Consider the following 17,972-nt stretch of genomic DNA (forward strand, 5'->3'; position numbering starts at 1 on the left):
CCGGCACGCTGTGGCAATTCATTCGCATTCCAGCTTCGGTTGACGAAAATTGGTGATGAACCATCGGCCGCCCGAGGCGCGGGCATAGAACGTATAGAAGCATTCCTGGCGCTCGATATAGCCAGGCGTTTCGGTTTCTTCGTAGACGGTTCCGTGTTTTGTGTGGCGAACTTCGCCGCTGGAGCTTCCGGAAACCGCATTGGTGGATATTTTCCGCCATTGATAGGCCCGCTCGCCCCGGCCGACATCAACGACGGCGGTCGGCGGCCCGTAGTCCAGAATGACCGATTCGACCGGTTGCCCGATGTAGTTCTTCATGATGTCGGAGGCGCATCCCGTCAGCGCCAGCACGATGGCGACGAAGAACGCCTTGGAGATCCACACCAGATGGTTTGCGCTGCGTTTGGACATATCCGATTCCCGTCATCAAGGTCATCCGCGGCACCGAATGCATGTCGCCCAAAAGTGGTCCCGGTTTTGGGACAACGACATGCACAAAACAAAACCTGAAGCGGGCCGCATGATCCGTTTCGATGCGACGCGCTTTAGGGTGTGAAGATTGCATCGGCATTACGCAGGACCTGGCACACAAATGCGGTCTGCCGACACGCGTCGATGACGGTGCGGATGGAGGCAAAGCAATTGCGCGGCCCCGTTGCATCCGGGCGCCGCGCAAGGTCGTTCGAGCAAAATACAAAACAGGTTCGACGGAACCCATGGCCTGCCCTAGAACCGGTAGTTGATGCCGGCCTTCAGTTCATGGCTGCCGATCGTCGCCTTGGATTTGCCCAGGGCGGACGTCGTTTCGACGCCTGGGGTGCGCACATAGTCATATTCGACCTTGGCCGAGAGGCCGCCGGCAAAACCCTGCTCGATGCCGCCACCGACCAGATAGCCGAGTTTCCACCCGTCGATACCGTTCACCTTGTCGCCCTTGTCGAATTTGGTCATGGCGACGCCGCCGGTTCCAAACAGCAGCGTCTGGTCGAAGCTCAAGCCGGCCTTGGCCTTGGCGGCACCGCGCCATTTTTCCTTGATCTTGCCGCCCCGGACGTCGTGCTCGGCGCCACCCAGATAGGAGCCCTCGATCTCGGCACCGAGAACCGCTGGACCCATCTGCTGGTTGTAGCCCGCCTGAACGCCGCCGCTGAGGCCGTTCCTGCCGGCAAACGGGTTCGGCATCCCGGTGAACGCCGTGCCGCCATGCACGCCGACATAGGCGCCGCTCCACTGGAACGCGGGGGGATCATTGTAGGCGGGCGAAAGGTCGGCGGCCATCGCCGGCCCCAGGAGGCACATGGCAAGGGCACTTGCCGTCAGGATGATCTTTGCTTGAGAGAATACTGCATTACTCCAACACGCGCGCGCATCCGGCAATCGATGCGCAGGTTTCCCGAAGAACTCGACCGTTGAGGCGGTCGGGCTCCGATTTGGTGTCTTTCAGGGATGGTTGCGCGGTCCTGGGACTGGCTTTCGCCAGTTGTGGTAGGGGGTCAGATCGCCCGCGCGGCCAATCGCCTGAAAGACGCCGACCGTCTCGCAGGCGAAAATTGCGCGCACATTGCGGGAAATCGAAAAATGAACGTTTTTCGCTTTGTTTTCAATAAATTAAAGCGATGTTGTTTACGCAAATTTAACAGTCTGGCGCGGGTTTAGTCCGTTTGGCAGCACAAGCCTGCCATGCAATCGCGCGGTGCAGGCCGTTGGCATCCCGCAAAACTCCCGGCTTGAAGCGGACAAGCCAAGTGCGTATGTCTGGCCGACGCCCTCGAGCCTGGGTGCCTCAATCGGGAGACGAGCCTTGTCCGCACTGACGCGCTTTCTTGGCGACTCGCCGCTCAAGGTGATCCTGAAACTGCTGGTGGTGTCTTTCCTCGTCGGCCTGGTCATGAATGCCTTCGGCTGGTCGCCGATGGATGTGCTCTACGGCATCCGGAAGTTCTTCATGGACCTGTGGAATCTCGGCTTTCATGCCATCGACCGTTTCCTCGGTTATATCCTGCTGGGCGCGGCTATCGTCGTGCCGGCGTTCATCCTGTTGAGGCTCGCCAACTACCGGAAGTAGAGCATGATCCCGAACCGCAGGTCCGCGTCAGCGAACCCTGGCACCGGTTTTTGGACAAGATCGTACTATCGGGCGCAGCCTGCGGCGACCTCGAACAGGATGGCATGGCGCGCGGCAAGGGCGGGCACATCGGTGGAATAGCCACCGCCTATGACGCCGCAGACCGGAACGCCCTGCGCGCGAAAATGGCTGATGACCATGTCGTCACGGGCGCGCAGGCCGTTATCCGATAGCGACAGCCTGCCAAGCCGGTCCTCGGCATGAACGTCGACACCGGCATTGTAGAACACGATGTCCCAATGCGCCAGGGCGGACAGTTCCGGCAGGATGGCGGCGAGCCTCTGGAGATAGGCGGCGTCACCCGTGCCATCGGGCAGTGCGACATCGAGGTCGGAGGCGATCTTGCGTACGGGGTAGTTGCGGTCGCCATGCATGGAAAAGGTGAACACGCGCGGATCATCGGCGAGAATATCCGCCGTGCCGTCTCCCTGGTGCACGTCGAGATCGACGACCAGGATGTTTTGCGCCGCGCCTTCGGCTAGCAGCACCAATGCGGCCACGGCGACATCGTTGAAGGTGCAGAAGCCCGCGCCTTGCGCGCGCCGCGCATGATGGCTGCCGCCGGCGGTGTTGCAGGCGATACCGTGGCGCAAGGCAAGCCGCGCCGCCAGCACGGTGCCGCCGGTGGCAAGCTGCGCGCGCAGCGAGACGCGGGGTCCGATCCGAAAACCGATCTCGCGTTCGATCTTCTCGGGCACGCGGCAGTTGACGACCTGGTCGACATAGTCCGCCGCATGGGCAAGCTCCAGCCATGACGCCGGCGCCGGTTCGGCGGTGCTGAGCGCGTCGGGGCCGGCGAGGCCACGTGTACGTAGCGCCTCCATCAGCAAGGGATATTTGCTCATCGGAAAGCGGTGGTTGACGGCGAAGCCGGCGTCGTAGTCGGGATGATGCACGATCTGCAGAGGCATGAACTCGTATCCGGCTGGCTCACGCCAGACCGGGATTTCGGTTGGCCGTCAAGGGATAGGTGATTGCGCGGTGGCCGGAAAATGGGGCACATCGACGGTTCCATCAAGCCGCAATCAGCAAGGCAGCAATCCTTGGACCAGGGTGCAACCCCAGCCGACGCCAGATCCCCAATCAACCCCGGATCATTTGTCGTCACCAACCGCTCCGTGCTCGCCATCGCCGTGCCGATGACGCTTGCCTATCTGACGACGCCGATGCTCGGCCTGGTCGACACGGCTGTCGTCGGCCAGTTCGGCGACGCCGCCCTGCTCGGCGGTCTGGCGGCCGGCGCATTGATCTTCGACGTCGTCTTCACCTCTTTCAATTTCCTGCGCTCGGGCACCACCGGCCTCGTCGCCCAGGCTTTCGGGCGCGGCGATGCCCTGGAGGAACAGGCGGTGTTCTGGCGCGCCGTGCTGATCGCTGTTGTCGCCGGCATAGTGCTTGCTGCCCTTGCGCCGCTGGTCGCCATCGCCGGGCAAAAGTTCATGGGCGCCGAACCGCGCGTCAGCGAGGCGATGGGCGTCTACATCAGGATCAGGCTGCTTGCAGCCCCCTTTTCGCTGATCAACTACGCCGTCCTTGGCTACGTTCTGGGGCGCGGCGAGGGCGGGCTTGGGCTGATGCTGCAATTGGTGCTGAACGGCATCAACATCGCGCTCTGCTTCCTGCTTGGATTGGAGCTTGGCTGGGGCGTTGCCGGCGTCGCCTGGGCGACCGTCACCGGTGAGTTCCTGGCCATGCTGCTCGGCCTGGCGATCGTGATCCGCCGGTTCCGGGCGGCCCCATCCTTACCGCGCCATCGCCTGCTCGACATGGCCGCCTTCCTGCGCATGATGTCGCTCAACCGCGACATCATGATCCGCTCGTTCTCGCTGCTCGCCGCCTTCGCATTGTTCACCCGCCAGGGCGCGCAGTTCGGCACGGTGACCCTGGCCGCCAACGCCGTGCTGATGAATTTCTTTCTCGTCGCCGGCTATTTCCTCGATGGCTTTGCCACCGCCGCCGAACAGCTGGCGGGCCGTGCCGTCGGCGCACGTGCCGCCGCACCGTTCCGCCAGGCCGTGCGGTTGACGCTGTTCTGGGGTTTCGGACTGGCGGGAGCCGCGACGCTGGTTATGCTGTCTGGTGGCGCCAATCTGGTCGCTCTCGTGACGACATCGGAGGAAGTCCGTTCGGTGGCCGACATCTACCTGCCATGGGCGGCATTCACGGCGCTGAGCGGTGTGCTGGCGTTCCAGATGGATGGCGTCTTCATCGGCGCGACCTGGTCCCGCGACATGCGTAACATGATGCTGCTGTCGTTCCTGGTTTTCGCGGCCGCGCTGCTGACCCTTGCGCCCGCCTTCGGCAACAATGGCCTGTGGGCGGCGCTGCACGTCTTCCTGCTGGTGCGAGGCTTCAGCCTGCTGACGATCCTGCGGCTCAGGGTGCGGACGGCGTTTTAAACGGTGTCACCGGAAGGCCCTGGGCCGTCCCGGAGCTGAACGGCAGCTTTTCACGATAGGAATTTTTTCTTGACTTGGTGACCTCAGCTATGGTACTTTTTTACCTATGGTGCTGATTTGCGCCAGTGACCCGCCGCACAGGCGGGTTTTTCGTTTGATGCTCCGTCAGCCAACGCGCCGGCGAAGGCTCCGAAGGAACCGTCGACCTGAGTTCGTTGCCCTGCTGTGCGGCCGGATGCACTTGCACTTCCTGTCGATTTCCAACAGACTTGACGCGCCAATTGTTCCAGGGCGAGCTTATGCGAAGCTACCTGCCATATGTCTTGGGCGCGGCGCTGGGATTGCTCGCTGCGTTCATTCTCTCCGCGGTTTCTGGCATCGGCGGAACCGCACAGTTGCTTCTCTTCGGGGTGTTGCCTGCGATCGGCGGCACCATCTGCGAGCGGGCTGTCAGTCGCAATCCACGCTCCTGAGAGCGGTTCAGAGTTGCCTGGACGCCCAGAAGTCGAGGCGGCTGTCGCGCAATTCGCAAACCGACTTCAGCCGTTCTTTTTCGAGGAAACGCACCATTCCGGAAAGAATATGGCCTGGCAGCGAAGGCCCGGCATAGATCATGCCGGTGTAGAGCTGCACCAGATCGGCGCCCGCGCGGATCTTGTCCAGCGCCGTATCGGCGGAATCGACGCCGCCGACGCCGACGATGGCAAGCTCCGGCCCGAGCAGTTTGCGCATCTTCGCCAGCATGACGGTCGAGCGCTCGAACAAGGGTTTTCCCGACAGTCCCCCGGTCTCGCGCGCGGTGTCGCCGCTGCGCAACGGTGGTCGGGATATGGTGGTGTTGGAGACGATGACGCCGTCGACCCGCTTTTCGGTGACCTCGGCGGCGATGTCCTCCAGCTCGGCCTCGACCAGATCCGGCGCGATCTTGAGGAAGACGGGCGGTTGCGCCGTTGCCGCGGCGCGCGCGGCCATGACCCGCGACAAGAGCTCATCAAGCTGCTCGCGCGCCTGCATGTTGCGCAGGCCCGGCGTGTTGGGCGATGAGATGTTGACGGTGAGATAGCTGGCGTATCGCGCAAACCGGGAGACGCCGCGCTCATAGTCACTGACGCGGTCGGCGCTGTCCTTGTTGGCGCCGATGTTGACGCCGACGATGCCGGAGCGTCCCTTGCGCGCGGCAAGGCGCTCTTCGGCCGCTGCATGGCCTTCATTGTTGAAGCCCAATCGGTTGATCACCGCATCGTCGGCCGTCAGCCGGAAGATACGTGGCTTCGGATTGCCGGCCTGCGGCAGCGGCGTGATGGTGCCGACCTCCGTGAAGCCGAAGCCCAGGCCAAGCAGCGCGTCGGGCACCTCGGCGTTCTTGTCATAGCCGGCCGCCATGCCGAGCGGATTGGGGAAATCGAGGCCGCAGACGCTGACCTTCAGCCGCGCGTCGAGCGTCGTCCGCGCGCCGACCGGCAGGCCGCATCGCAGCGCCGTGATCGACATGCCATGCGCGGTTTCCGGATCGAAGGCGAACAGCAGCTTCTGGCCGAGCCGGTCGAGCACGCTCATTGCCCCTCCAGTGCCGGGAACTGATGCACACCATCGGCGCCCAGCGGCAGTGGCCGGACCCACAGCACGGCCTTGAGGTCCAGCGGACCATAGAGATGCGGAAACAGCGCGCCGCCGCGCGAGACCTCGTATCTCAGCGCAGCGCCCAGGCCGGCGCCGTCGATGGCGACCAGCAAAAGGTCCGTCTGGCCGGCAAAGTGCTTTGCCGCCGTTTCCCTGACCTGTGCTGCCGTGGAGAAATGGATGAAGCCGTCTGCGACATCTATCGGCGCGCCTGTGAAGCGGCCATGCGTTTCGGCCTCGCGCCAAGGCGCTTGCGGGGTTATCTTGTAGATAATCTGAGACATGGTTGCGCTATAGAGCAGTTCCAGGAAAAGTGTGAAACGGTTTTCCCGGGAAAAGCGCATAGCGCTTTCCCTTGGGAATTGCTTCAAAAGGTTCCGAACCAGCCATTCGGGAAAGGCCACGCCAAGGGTCTTCCCCATTTCCGGCGCAAACATGCGATATCTGAGGCCTTTGCCATGGAGGACAACATGCGTCTGCAGCACATCTTGATCCCCGCCGCGCTCGTTTCGCTGGTCGCGGCTTCAGCTTATTCGGAAGAAACCGACCGCTACCGGCTGGAAAAGTCGGCCACCGGCTATATCCGCATGGACACCCAGACCGGCGCCATGTCGATCTGCGACGAACGCTCCGGCCAGCTCGTCTGCAAGATGGCGGCCGACGAACGCGCCGCTTTCCAGGACGAGGTCGACCGCTTGCAGACCTCGATGAAGGCGATGGACGAGCGCGTCACCAAGCTCGAGAATTCGCTCTCCGCCCGCCTCGAATCGAAACTGCCGAGCGAGGAGGATTTCAACAAGACGATGGGCTACATGGAACGCTTCCTGCGCGGCTTCATGGGCATCGTCAAGGATATGGACAAGGACAACGGCGCCCAGAAGACCTGAGCGCTTCGGCCACGGGAGGCGACGCGCTGGCTTTGCCGCTTGAAAACAGCGCGCAGCCCATCATAATCGTCCAAATTGAACCCGAAAAAGCCAAAAATCATCGGGGATTCGGGGAGGAACATTTGCCGGCAGGCTATTCTTTCGTCATCGCCGACGATCACCCGCTGTTTCGCGGTGCGCTGCGCGAAGCGCTCGCCGGCATAGGCAACGTCGCCGCCATCCATGAAGCCGGCGATTTCGAGAGCGCCAAGGCGCTGGTCGTGGCCAATGAGGACGTCGATCTGGTGCTGCTCGACCTGTCGATGCCGGGCGCCAGCGGCCTTTCCGGCCTGATCTCGCTGCGTGGCATCCATCCGGCGGTGCCGCTGGTCGTGGTGTCGGCGCATGACGATCCGGCGACCATCAGGCGGGCTCTCGATCTCGGCGCTTCCGGCTTCATCTCCAAATCGGCCAGCATGGAAGAGATTCGCAGCGCCGTGCAGTCGGTGCTTGCCGGCGATATCGCAGCACCGGTCGGCGTCGATCTCGGCATCGAGCGCGATCCCGAAATATCCGACCTGATCAAGCGGCTGCAGGCGTTGACGCCGCAGCAGACACGGGTGCTGGGCATGCTGGCCGAGGGCCTGCTCAACAAGCAGATCGCCTATGAACTCGGCGTCTCCGAAGCCACCATCAAGGCGCATGTCTCCGCCATCCTGCAGAAGCTCGGCGTCGACAGCCGCACCCAGGCGGTGATCCTGCTGTCCAAGATCGGCAGCGACCCGCTGCAGCCGGCAAGTTGACCCCTATGCGGCCGCCGGTGCCAGCGGCCTGACCCTGGCCATCATCGAACGCAGCACCGCTGGTCTGAGCGGTTTGTTGATCACCGCAATCTCGAGCCCGCCCGCGGCCGTGCGCACCTCGTTGGAGCGGTCGGCGGTAACCAGCACGGCCGGCAGGGTGTCGCCATGGATCGCGCGCAGCCTGACGACGAGTTCGAGACCGGTTTCGCCGTCGAGATGATAGTCGGCAAGGACGATGTCCGGGCGGTGTGTCACCCCGCCTTCCAGATCCTTTGAACCGGACACGGTCTCGACATTGCAGCCCCAGCCTTCGAGCAGGAGCCGCATGCCTTCAAGGATGCGGGCGTCGTTGTCGATGCACAGCACGTGCAGCCCGGCCAGCGAAGCCGTCGCGCGGGCAGGAACCCTGGCGTCGACTTCGCGCCGCGGTTCCTGTACGGCCGCGACGGGCAGGATGACGGAGAAGCGCGTGCCCTTGCCAGGATTGGAAAAGATCCGGATCTCCAGGCGCAGTACCCGGGCGATACGGTCGACGATGGAGAGGCCGAGACCGAGGCCCTCGGCCTCGCGCGCGCCCTCATCGAGCCGGGTGAATTCACGAAAGACGGTGTTCAGCTTGTCGCCGGCGATGCCGATGCCGGTGTCGATCACCTGGATCTCGGCCAAATCGCCGCGCCGCCTGACGCCAACCAGCACGCGGCCGTGGCGCGTGTATTTGATGGCGTTGGAGACGAGATTCTGGATCAGGCGGCGCAGCAAATTGCGGTCCGTCGTTACCGTCAGCGATGACGGCATGATCGTCAGCTCGAGCTTCTTTTCGGCGGCGAGCGGCCGGAAGTCGTTGCCGATCTGGCGCAGCAATCCGTCGAGATTGAAGGCGGTGTCGTCCGGCTTCATCGCGCCGGCATCGAGGCGGGAGATGTCGAGCACGGCGCCGAGAATGGTCTCGACCGATTCCAGCGAGGATTCGATGTTGACGGCCGCCTTGCCGGCAGGCCCCTTGCCGGCCTTCTCGATCAGCGAGGAGCAATAGAGCCGGGCGGCGTTCAGCGGCTGCAGGATGTCGTGGCCGGCGGCGGCGAGGAAGCGTGTCTTGCCGAGATTGGCCTCCTCCGCCAGCATCTGCGCCTGCGCCAGTTCCTCATTGACCCGGGTCAGTTCGATGGTGCGGGTCTTGACGCGCTGCTCCAGCGATTCATTGGCACGTTTCAGCGCCAGGTCCTGCTCGACGCGTCCGGAAATGTCGGCGTAGGTGGCGACGATGCCGCCGTCCGGCATCGGGTTGGAGCGCAGCTCCAGAATGCGGCCCGAGGTTTTCAGCTCCATCTGCCATGGGCTGACGAAGCTGGTCAGCCGGTTCAGCATGGCCACACGCTGATCGGCGGGAATGTCGCCGCGCTCGGCGAGATGGCGCAGGATGCGGTCGAGCGACACGCCGACCTGGCCCATCTCGTCGGGCAGGTCGAACAGTGCCCGGTATTGGCGGTTCCAGCAGATCAGGCGGAAATCGCGGTCGAAAACGGTGATGCCCTGTTCCATCTGGTCGAGCGCGATCTGCAACAGGTCGCGATTGTGCTGCAGCGCCTCGGTGGCGTCGTCGAGCAAGCGGAAGGCATCCCTGGATTCGCGGTCGTGGCGGCGAAACAGCAGCGACAGGATCAGGCGAGCCGAGGAGGAACCGACGGCGCTGGCCAGCAATTGCTCGGAGAAGCGGATGACGTCCATGCTCGCCTGCTCATTGCCGTGCAGCGAGGCTCCGTTGGTCTTTTCGAACGACTGGAAGGAGCGCTCGGTGCGCTCGACGCCGAGATAGCGGCCGATCGTGTCCTTGAGGTCGTTGACGGTGATGGCGGTGCGGAAGCGCCGCAGGCTGGGCATCGGGCCGGCATCGCGCGGCACGAAGATCGACGCCTGGATCCGTTCCAGCGGCACCGATGCGCGCGACAGCGAACCGAGCACGAAGAACACCGCGTTGATCGACAGGCTCCACAGCACGCCGTGGTTCAGCGGTTCGGCGACGGTGCCGAACAGGGCCTGCGGCCGCAGCGCCTCGAAGCCGAACAGCCCGTGCACGATGATGCCGGTATCAGGGGCGGCAAGCGATGGAAACAGCAGCGTGTAGCCCCAGACGAGGATGCCGGCGACCATGCCAAGTGCGGCACCCCGGCCGTTGGCGCCGCGCCAGATCAGTCCGCCGATCAGCGCCGGCGCGAACTGGGCGATCGCCGCGAACGACATCAGGCCGATCGACGACAGCCGCGCGCTGTCGGTGCTCTCGCGGTAGTAGAGGAAAGCGATGAACAACAGGATGAAGATCGCCCCGCGCCGCACATTGAGGATCAGCGTCGACCAATCCTCGGTCTCGGAGGTCGAGGTCTTGAGCAGGCGGCGCACGAACAGCGGAATGACGAGATCGTTGGAGATCATGATCGACAGCGCCACGCTTTCGACGATCACCATCGCCGTCGCCGCCGACAGGCCGCCGATGAAAGCCGCCATCGCCAGCACATCATGGCCGCTGAACAGCGGCAGCGACAGCACGTAGAGATCGCTGCTGGTTCCGGTGCCGACCAGCGAAAGGCCGGCGAAGGCGATCGGCAGCACGAACAGGTTGATCGCCACGAGGTAGAGCGGGAACACCCATGTCGCGGTGCGCAGTTCGGCTTCGCCGCGGTTCTCGACGATGGTGACGTAGAACTGCCGCGGCAGCATGATGATGGCAAAGCCGCTGAGGCACGTCAGCACCAGCCAGGTGGCGAGCGAGGTGTTGTAGCTCATCGCCTGCCGGACCTGTGCATTCTGGGCGAGCTTGTCGAACATGTCGCCCGGGCCGCCGAAGATCAGGAAGGTGACCATCAGGCCGATGGCCAGGAAGGCGGCAAGCTTGACCACGGTTTCGACGGCCACCGCCAGCACCAGCCCGTCCTGATGTTCGGTGGCGTCGGCGTGACGGGTGCCGAACAGCACCGCGAACAGCGCCAGGAGCATGGCGACGACCAGCGAGATGTCGCTGACGAAGGGATCGAACGAAGGCGGCGATCCCGTATAGTGCTCGACCATCAGGCTGACCGAACCGGATATCGCCTTCAACTGCAGCGCGATATAGGGCACCGCGCCGATGGTGGCGATCAGCGTGGCGATCGCCGCGACGGTGAAACTCTTGCCGTAACGTGCGCCGAGGAAATCCGCGATCGAGGTGATCTTCTCGGTCTTGGCCAGCCGCACGATGCGGTTGAGCAGCGGGAAGCCGAACACGAAGACGAGCACCGGGCCCGTATAGATGCCGAGGAATTCGAGGCCGCGTTCGGAAGAGAGGCCGACCGAGCCGAAGAAAGTCCAGGATGTGCAGTAGATCGCGAGGCTGAGCGCATAGATGAAAGGCCGCCCCCGGCTCGGCTCGGAGATGGCCGAGCGGCGGTCGCCGAGGCTGGCGATGGCAAACAGCAGCGTCACATAGGCGACCGCGATGATGACGATGAACAAGCCCTGCACGCTTGGACTTTCCTCCTCTGCCGTCTTTCTATCCGGCTTGCCCGGACGCAACCACAGCTTGGCGTCCGAGTCCATTGCAGAGCTGTGCAGGACGGCTATCAGGGCGGCGCGTCGGTGTCGTTATGGTGAAGATCGCCGCTGAGCGCCGTGGAAAATACGGCAATGACGACCTCCTCCAAACCCATGCGATAGAGGATGATGTGCTTGCCGTGGACGAACTGATGGGTCCTGCCTTCATAGAGCCGGCCCATACTCGGATAGTCGCCGAGCAACTCAAACACCGCGTCGAGTTCGCGCAGGTACTTTTCGGCCTGAGTGTGGCCGAAGTTTTCGAAGGTGTGTCGGTAAATGTCTTTCAGATCGCGTTCGGCGCGATGCGTTATCCTATGGCGCATGCGGGAGTTCGGCACGCGCTTCCCGAATAATGTCGTCGATCGACTTTTCGCTGACCGGGCTCTCAAAACCTTCGTTGATCGCCGCCTGAATCGCTTTCCGCTTCTCGTCGGGCGAAAGCGCGTCAAACCAAGCGCGCTGCTCCTTTGTTGGAGCCGCCCACGGATAAACATCAATGCTGATGGTTTCGAGCATGTTCATGAGAACATTATAGGCGAAAACGCCTATAATTTTCAGAAATTCAATGCTGGCTTTGCCGTGCCGTCAATGCGGGAAACCTTGCAAAGAGCGATTGATCGCTCGCGTCAACAACCAGGGGCCCATGCCGTGCTCGGCGGCAATCTGGTCCAGCGTGGTCGTTTTGCAGTGATTCGGCGGCATCTGTGTCGATTTGCATCGCGGGGATATGAAATTTCACGCCCTTGTACGCAACGCGTCAAATTCGGCAGAGCTGCCGCCCAAAGTGCCGTAAGGTAAGGAGAAAGCGGTTGTTTTCTCCCTTTTACCCATGTTGCGTCAGGAGGTTTTTGTTATGTTGCCTCAGGTCGATGCCGCAAGGACGGAAACGGCAGCTCGGCCAGTCACGACAAGGAGGGTCGAATGCTGAAAGAATTCCAGGAATTTATTTCCAAGGGCAATGTGATGGACCTTGCGGTCGGCGTCATCATCGGCGCGGCCTTCGGCAAGATCGTCGATTCCCTTGTTAACGATATCATCATGCCGATCGTCGGCGCGATTTTCGGCGGCTTGGACTTCAACAATTATTTCCTTGGCCTCTCCTCGGCCGTCAACGCCACCTCGCTGGCCGACGCCAAGAAGCAAGGCGCGGTCTTTGCCTACGGCAGCTTCATCACTGTCGCGTTGAACTTCCTCATCCTCGCTTTCATCATTTTCCTGATGGTCAAGGCGGTGAACAACATGCGCAAGCGGCTTGAGCGCGAGAAGCCCGCTGCACCGGCGGCTCCGCCGCCAGCCGACGTCGCGCTGCTCACCGAAATTCGCGATCTGCTCGCCAGGCGCTGACCACGGGCAGCATTGCTGGACCAAAACCCCGGTCGTTGGCGGCCGGGGTTTTCTGTTTTCGCATCTGGTAAGGACCGCTGACGAAAACCGCAGACCAAAAACGGATCCGCCCATGACCCTGATCGACAGCTTGCGCACCGAGGCCCGTGCAGCACCCGAAAGTGGCATTGTCGCCGTCGTCAACTACGGCCGCCTGCGCGAAGGCATGATTCCGCTCTGGGCCGGCGAAGGCGACCTGCCGACGCCAGCCTTCATCACCGATGCCGCGTCGAAGGCGCTGGCCGGCGGCGAGACATTCTACACCTGGCAACGGGGCATCCCCGATCTCAGGCAGGCACTCTCCCGCTACTATGCCAGGCATTTCGGCAAGAATTTCCCGGAGGAAGAATTCATCGTCACCGGCTCCGGCATGCATGCCATCCAGCTGGCGCTCGACGCGCTCGCTGGCGCCGGCGACGAGGTGGTCTACCTGTCGCCGGCCTGGCCGAATTTCGATGCCGCAGCAGGGATAGCGGGAGCCGTTCCAGTCGCGGTCACGCTCGATCATTCCGGCAATGGCTGGTCCTGCGACGTCGAGAAGATCGCCGCTTCGATCACGCCGCGCACAAAGGCGCTGTTCATCAACACGCCGTCGAATCCGACCGGCTGGACCGCCGATCACGAGACCTTGCAGGCGATCCTCGCTCTGGCGCGCGCGAAGAACCTCTGGATCATCGCCGACGAGATCTATTCACTGTTCCACTACGGCCACGGCCGCGCGCCGTCCTTCCTCGACATAGCGTCGGCGGAAGACCGTATCCTGTACGTCAACTCCTTTTCCAAGAACTGGGCGATGACCGGCTGGCGCGTCGGCTGGATCAAGACGCATCCGAGCTTGCAGCAGGTGTTCGAGAACCTGATCCAGTATTCGAGCTCCGGCGTCGCCCAGTTCATGCAGCGCGGCGCGGTCGCCGCCCTTGACGAGGGCGACGCCTTCGTTGCCGAACAGGTGGAGCGGGCGCGCAAGGCGCGCGACCTTGTCTGCGGCATCCTCGGCGCCACCGGCCGCGCTGGGTTTACGGTGCCGCAAGGCGCGTTCTATCTGTTTTTCACAGTCGATGGCATCACCGATTCACGCACCGCTGCCTTCGACATCGTTGACAAGGCCAATGTCGGCCTGGCGCCAGGCACCGCTTTCGGCCCCGGCGGCGAGGCGTTTTTGCGGCTGTGCTTCCACCGCCGCCTCGACCAGATCGAGGAAGCGGCACACCGGCTGGCGAAGTGGATGAAGAACGCCTGAGCCGCTGACGAAGCCCGAATTGAAATCGCTCCGGCGAGCCAGATGGCCGCCGGAGTAGAGTTCCAAACGGCATCAGCCGCCTGACTTGGGCACCAGCAATGGAATGATGCGGTCGCTCTTGGCCACCGAAGGCCGACCTGCCGAACCATAGGGGATGCCGAGCGCATCCCAGGTCTCGACCAGCGCATCCTGCAATTCGGCGATCAGCGCATCGGAATGGAACGGCGTCGGCGTGATGCGCAGCCGCTCGGTCCCGCGCGGCACGGTCGGGTAGTTGATCGGCTGGATGTAGATGCCGTGCACGCCGAGCAGGCGGTCGCTGGCCATCTTGCAGGCCTCGGGATCGCCGACCAGCAGCGGCACGATGTGCGTCGGCGAATCCATCACCGGCAGGCCGGCGGCCGACAGGATGTGTTTGGTTCGGCTCGCCTGCTGCTGCTGGGCGTCACGCTCGGCCTGCGAGCGCTTGAGATGGCGGATCGACGCGGTCGCGGCGGCAGCGATCGCCGGCGGCAGTGCCGTGGTGAAGATGAAGCCGGGGGCATAGGAGCGCACGGCGTCGATCACAGCGCTGGTGCCGGTGATGTAGCCGCCCAGCGTGCCGAATGCCTTGGCCAGCGTGCCTTCGATGATGTCGATGCGGTCGGCCAGGCCTTCGCGCTCGGTGATGCCGCCGCCGCGCGGCCCGTACATACCGACGGCATGGACCTCGTCGATATAGGTCATGGCGTTGTAGCGCTCGGCGAGTTCGACGATCTCTTTGATCGGCGCGATGTCGCCATCCATCGAATAGACGCTTTCGAAGACGATCAGCTTGGCGCGTTCGCGCCCCGCCGCCTGCAAAAGGCTTTCCAGATGCGCCACGTCATTGTGGCGGAAGATCTTCTTTTCGGCGCCGGAACGCCGCACGCCTTCGATCATCGAGGCGTGGTTCAATTCGTCCGAGATGATCAGGCAGTTGGGCAAAAGCTTCGCGATGGTCGAGATCGAGGCTTCGTTGGAGACGAAACCGGAGGTGAAGACCAGTGCCGCTTCCTTGTCGTGCAGGTCGGCAAGCTCCACCTCGAGCTCGACCAGCGGGTTCGAGGTGCCGGAAATGTTGCGGGTGCCGCCGGCGCCCGAACCCATCTTGCCAGCGGTATTCTGGAACGCGGCGATGACGTCGGGATGCTGGCCCATGCCGAGATAGTCGTTGGAGCACCAGACGGTGATTTCCTCGGCACGGCCATTGGAACGCCAGATGGCGCGCGGGAACTTGCCCGCGATCCGCTCGAGGTCGGCGAAAACGCGGTAGCGACGCTCGGCATGGAGCTGGTCGATCGCTTCCTCGAAGAACCGCTGATAGTTCATGTCGACTTCCCAATTTTTGCGCGGGATCATAATCATTGGCCTGTTGGTCGTCCACCTGGCCTTTTTGGTCAAAATGCCACGCCCCGGACCTGTTCCTAACGACCGCGGATCGTGGCCTATTCCCTTGATGTGGATGAACTTTGTTTCAGGACAATGCCACTGGCCGGCAATGCCGGTTACCAGGGGTTCCAATGGCCATGCGGCGGGCTTTCCAGTAGAGCGGGGTTGAGACAGTTTCCGATAAATCTTGGATAAGCGAGGACGCGGATGACAGTTTTGGTGACAGGCGGCGCCGGTTACATCGGCAGCCATATGGTCTGGGAGCTGCTGGATGCCGGCGAAAGCGTGGTCGTTCTCGACCGTCTTTCCACCGGTTTCGAATGGGCGGTGGCGCCGGAGGCCAAGCTGGTCGTCGGCGATGTCGCCGACAAGGAATTGGTCGGCGCGGTCATCAGGGAGAACAAGGTCGACGCGATCATTCATTTCGCCGGCTCGATCGTGGTTCCGGAATCGGTCGCCGACCCGCTCAGCTATTATGAGAACAACACCTCGAAGACGCGCACGCTGATCGAAACCGCGGTGCGCGAAGGCGTGCCCAATTTCATCTTTTCCTCGACCGCCGCCGTCTATGGCGGCGCCGGGCTGGAGCCGGTGCGCGAGGACGCCCGCCTGGCGCCGGAATCGCCCTATGGCCTGTCCAAGCTGATGAGTGAGTGGATGCTGCGCGACGCGTCGATCGCGCATGGCCTGCGCTATACGGCGCTGCGCTACTTCAACGTCGCCGGCGCCGACCCGAAGGGCCGCACCGGCCAGTCGACACCGGGCGCAACCCATCTGATCAAGGTCGCATGCGAGACGGCACTCGGCAAGCGGTCGTTCATGCAGGTGTTCGGCACTGATTATCCGACGCCGGACGGCACCTGCATGCGCGACTACATCCATGTCAGCGACCTGGCGGCGGCGCATCGCCTGGCCCTGCAGCGGCTGCGTGCCGGGGGACAAAGCCTTGTCGCCAATTGCGGCTACAGCCATGGCTATTCGGTGCTGGAGGTCATCGACAGCGTGCGCCGTGCCTTTGGCCGTGATTTCGAGGTGAAGATGGGCGACCGTCGCCCTGGCGATGCCGCGGCGGTGGTTGCCAATTCGGATCTCGCCCGCGCCGAGCTCGGCTGGACCCCGCAACGCGACGATCTCGACCAGATCGTTGCCGACGCGCTCGCCTGGGAGCGCATCCTGACCGGCAAGAACTCCGCGCGCGGCTGAGCCGGGTTCTCCCAAGGGCTCGCAAGGCGGGCAGCGAAGCGCTATTGAAGGCGTTCGCGGCAAGGCGCGGAGGCGCCGCGCCGCGAGGAGCTTTTTGGGGGATGGCATGAAAATAACGGTGCTCGGGGCCGGTGTCGTCGGTACGGCGGCCGCCTATTATCTGGCCAGCGACGGCCATGAGGTGACGGTGATCGAGCGCCATCCGGCGGCGGCACAAGGCACCAGCCAGTCCAATGCCGGCCTGGTGTCACCGGGTGACGCCACCGCCTGGGCCTCGCCGGCGGCTTTGAAGACCTTCCTGCGCGGGCTCTACAACCATGATCTCGGCATCAAGGTCAGGTTGCGCCTCGATCCCTATTTCCTCGCTTGGAGCCTGCGTTTCCTGCGCCAGTGCACGGTGGCGCGCCTGCGCGCCAACACCGACATCAAGCTCAGGCTCGCGCTCTATTCGCGCGACTGCATCAATGCGCTTTCGGAAGCGACCGGCATCCATTACGACGAGCGCAAGAAGGGCATTCTCTATTTCTTCCGCTCGCAAAAGAGCCTCGACACCGGCACCGACAATTACCGTTATCTTGCCAAGCACGGCCTGCCGATCGAAATCGTCGGCCGCGACCGGCTGGTCGAGCTGGAACCGGGCCTTGCCGGCGTCAAGGACAAGATTGCCGGCGGCGTCTATTCGCCAACCGACCAGACCGGAGATTCCAAGCAGTTTGTCGACAGGCTGGCCGCCTATGCGGCCGAGAAGCTCGGCGTCAAATTCCTGTTCGGCACGACAGTCGAAGGCCTCGACATCGAGGGCGACCGGGTGCGCGCGGTGATGACTTCGGTCGGCCCGGTCGCCGGCGATGCGGTTGTCATCTCGATGGGGCCGGAAAGCGGCCTGCTCGGGCGCCGTTACGGCATCGACCTGCCTGTCTATCCGGTAAAAGGCTATACCGCGACGATTCCCCTGGAGGACGAAAGCAAGGGACCGACCATGGGCGGCGCCGACGAGGACCGGCTGATCGGCTATTCCAGGCTGGGCAACCGCTTGCGGATGTCCTCGACGGCCGAATTCACCGGCTTCGACCGCACTTTCAAGCCCGCCGATTTCAAGACGATCATCAGCACCGGCAAAGATCTTTTCCCGGGTGCCTTCGACGAGAAGAAGGCTGTGTTCTGGGCGGGCCTGCGCCCGATGATGCCGAACTCGGTGCCGGTCATCGGCCAGGCGCGCTACAAGAATCTCTATCTCGACACCGGCCACGGCCACGTCGGCTGGACCATGGCCTGCGGCTCGGGGAAATTCCTTGCCGACCTCGTTTCCGGCCGCAGGCCGGAGATCGACCCGCAGGGGCTGGTCTACGGGGGCTAGTG

At 63.2% G+C, this 17,972-nt stretch carries 18 protein-coding genes; 9 read left to right on the plus strand and 9 right to left on the minus strand.

Annotated elements, in window-relative coordinates:
- Positions 1–18: 18 nt before the first annotated feature.
- Positions 19–411: a hypothetical protein gene (locus tag A4R29_RS03820; protein WP_063171210.1), complete on the minus strand. Its 393-nt coding sequence runs from the start codon at positions 409–411 to the stop codon at positions 19–21.
- 315 nt (positions 412–726) lie between these two features.
- Positions 727–1,299, minus strand: coding sequence for an outer membrane protein (locus tag A4R29_RS03825; protein ID WP_063171211.1), 573 nt, complete (start codon positions 1,297–1,299; stop codon positions 727–729).
- Between the two features lie 502 nt (positions 1,300–1,801).
- Between A4R29_RS03825 and A4R29_RS03830 the strand changes: the two genes are divergently transcribed.
- A complete protein-coding gene (locus tag A4R29_RS03830; protein ID WP_013533620.1) occupies positions 1,802–2,065 on the plus strand; it encodes a DUF6460 domain-containing protein in 264 nt (87 codons plus the stop codon).
- A 65-nt stretch (positions 2,066–2,130) separates the two neighbouring features.
- Here the strand turns inward: A4R29_RS03830 and A4R29_RS03835 are convergent, their stop codons facing one another.
- A complete protein-coding gene (locus A4R29_RS03835; protein ID WP_063171212.1) occupies positions 2,131–3,036 on the minus strand; it encodes a histone deacetylase family protein in 906 nt (301 codons plus the stop codon).
- 132 nt (positions 3,037–3,168) lie between these two features.
- On the opposite strand from A4R29_RS03835, the gene A4R29_RS03840 reads away from it, so the two are divergent.
- Together A4R29_RS03840 and A4R29_RS34570 are read left to right on the plus strand one after the other, a co-directional pair.
- Positions 3,169–4,524 carry an MATE family efflux transporter gene (locus A4R29_RS03840; RefSeq protein ID WP_063173551.1) on the plus strand — a complete coding sequence of 452 codons (1,356 nt, stop codon included), beginning with the start codon at positions 3,169–3,171 and terminating at the stop codon, positions 4,522–4,524.
- Positions 4,525–4,823: 299 nt separating this feature from the next.
- Complete coding sequence (locus A4R29_RS34570) at positions 4,824–4,997, plus strand: hypothetical protein (RefSeq protein WP_167355166.1); 174 nt, start codon at positions 4,824–4,826, stop codon at positions 4,995–4,997.
- A 7-nt stretch (positions 4,998–5,004) separates the two neighbouring features.
- Here A4R29_RS34570 and A4R29_RS03850 read toward each other — a convergent pair whose 3' ends face one another.
- A complete protein-coding gene (locus tag A4R29_RS03850) occupies positions 5,005–6,081 on the minus strand; it encodes a quinone-dependent dihydroorotate dehydrogenase (protein WP_063171214.1) in 1,077 nt (358 codons plus the stop codon).
- Complete coding sequence (locus A4R29_RS03855) at positions 6,078–6,428, minus strand: DUF952 domain-containing protein (protein ID WP_063173552.1); 351 nt, start codon at positions 6,426–6,428, stop codon at positions 6,078–6,080. The genes A4R29_RS03850 and A4R29_RS03855 overlap by 4 nt, the downstream gene beginning before the upstream one ends.
- Positions 6,429–6,614: 186 nt before the next feature.
- Between A4R29_RS03855 and A4R29_RS03860 the strand changes: the two genes are divergently transcribed.
- A complete protein-coding gene (locus tag A4R29_RS03860) occupies positions 6,615–7,031 on the plus strand; it encodes a hypothetical protein (protein ID WP_063173553.1) in 417 nt (138 codons plus the stop codon).
- Positions 7,032–7,153: 122 nt separating this feature from the next.
- Positions 7,154–7,813 (plus strand): response regulator transcription factor, encoded by a 660-nt coding sequence (locus A4R29_RS03865; RefSeq protein WP_063173554.1) that lies wholly within the window; start codon positions 7,154–7,156, stop codon positions 7,811–7,813.
- A 3-nt stretch (positions 7,814–7,816) separates the two neighbouring features.
- On the opposite strand, the gene A4R29_RS03870 is transcribed toward A4R29_RS03865, so the two are convergent.
- The 3 genes from A4R29_RS03870 to A4R29_RS03880 form a co-directional block, all read right to left on the minus strand.
- Positions 7,817–11,305 (minus strand): PAS domain-containing hybrid sensor histidine kinase/response regulator, encoded by a 3,489-nt coding sequence (locus A4R29_RS03870; RefSeq protein ID WP_063173555.1) that lies wholly within the window; start codon positions 11,303–11,305, stop codon positions 7,817–7,819.
- Positions 11,306–11,403: 98 nt separating this feature from the next.
- Complete coding sequence (locus A4R29_RS03875; protein WP_063171215.1) at positions 11,404–11,700, minus strand: type II toxin-antitoxin system RelE/ParE family toxin; 297 nt, start codon at positions 11,698–11,700, stop codon at positions 11,404–11,406.
- On the minus strand, positions 11,690–11,899 hold the full coding sequence (locus A4R29_RS03880; protein ID WP_024503137.1) for a hypothetical protein: 210 nt from the start codon (positions 11,897–11,899) through the stop codon (positions 11,690–11,692). Before A4R29_RS03880 ends, A4R29_RS03875 begins: the two co-directional genes overlap by 11 nt.
- Before the next feature lie 399 nt (positions 11,900–12,298).
- On the opposite strand from A4R29_RS03880, the gene mscL reads away from it, so the two are divergent.
- Together mscL and A4R29_RS03890 are read left to right on the plus strand one after the other, a co-directional pair.
- Positions 12,299–12,721 carry a large conductance mechanosensitive channel protein MscL gene (gene mscL / locus A4R29_RS03885; RefSeq protein WP_013533610.1) on the plus strand — a complete coding sequence of 141 codons (423 nt, stop codon included), beginning with the start codon at positions 12,299–12,301 and terminating at the stop codon, positions 12,719–12,721.
- Between the two features lie 112 nt (positions 12,722–12,833).
- Entirely contained in the window at positions 12,834–14,000 is a 1,167-nt protein-coding gene (locus A4R29_RS03890) for a pyridoxal phosphate-dependent aminotransferase (RefSeq protein ID WP_024503136.1), read from the plus strand.
- Between the two features lie 72 nt (positions 14,001–14,072).
- Here the strand turns inward: A4R29_RS03890 and hemA are convergent, their stop codons facing one another.
- Positions 14,073–15,350 carry a 5-aminolevulinate synthase gene (gene hemA, locus A4R29_RS03895; protein ID WP_013533608.1) on the minus strand — a complete coding sequence of 426 codons (1,278 nt, stop codon included), beginning with the start codon at positions 15,348–15,350 and terminating at the stop codon, positions 14,073–14,075.
- Positions 15,351–15,617: 267 nt separating this feature from the next.
- On the opposite strand from hemA, the gene galE reads away from it, so the two are divergent.
- Positions 15,618–16,613: a UDP-glucose 4-epimerase GalE gene (gene galE, locus A4R29_RS03900; RefSeq protein WP_063171216.1), complete on the plus strand. Its 996-nt coding sequence runs from the start codon at positions 15,618–15,620 to the stop codon at positions 16,611–16,613.
- Between the two features lie 106 nt (positions 16,614–16,719).
- Entirely contained in the window at positions 16,720–17,970 is a 1,251-nt protein-coding gene (locus A4R29_RS03905; RefSeq protein WP_063171217.1) for a D-amino acid dehydrogenase, read from the plus strand.
- Positions 17,971–17,972: the final 2 nt, after the last annotated feature.

The organism is Mesorhizobium ciceri biovar biserrulae (assembly GCF_001618845.1).
GTDB lineage: Bacteria > Pseudomonadota > Alphaproteobacteria > Rhizobiales > Rhizobiaceae > Mesorhizobium > Mesorhizobium ciceri.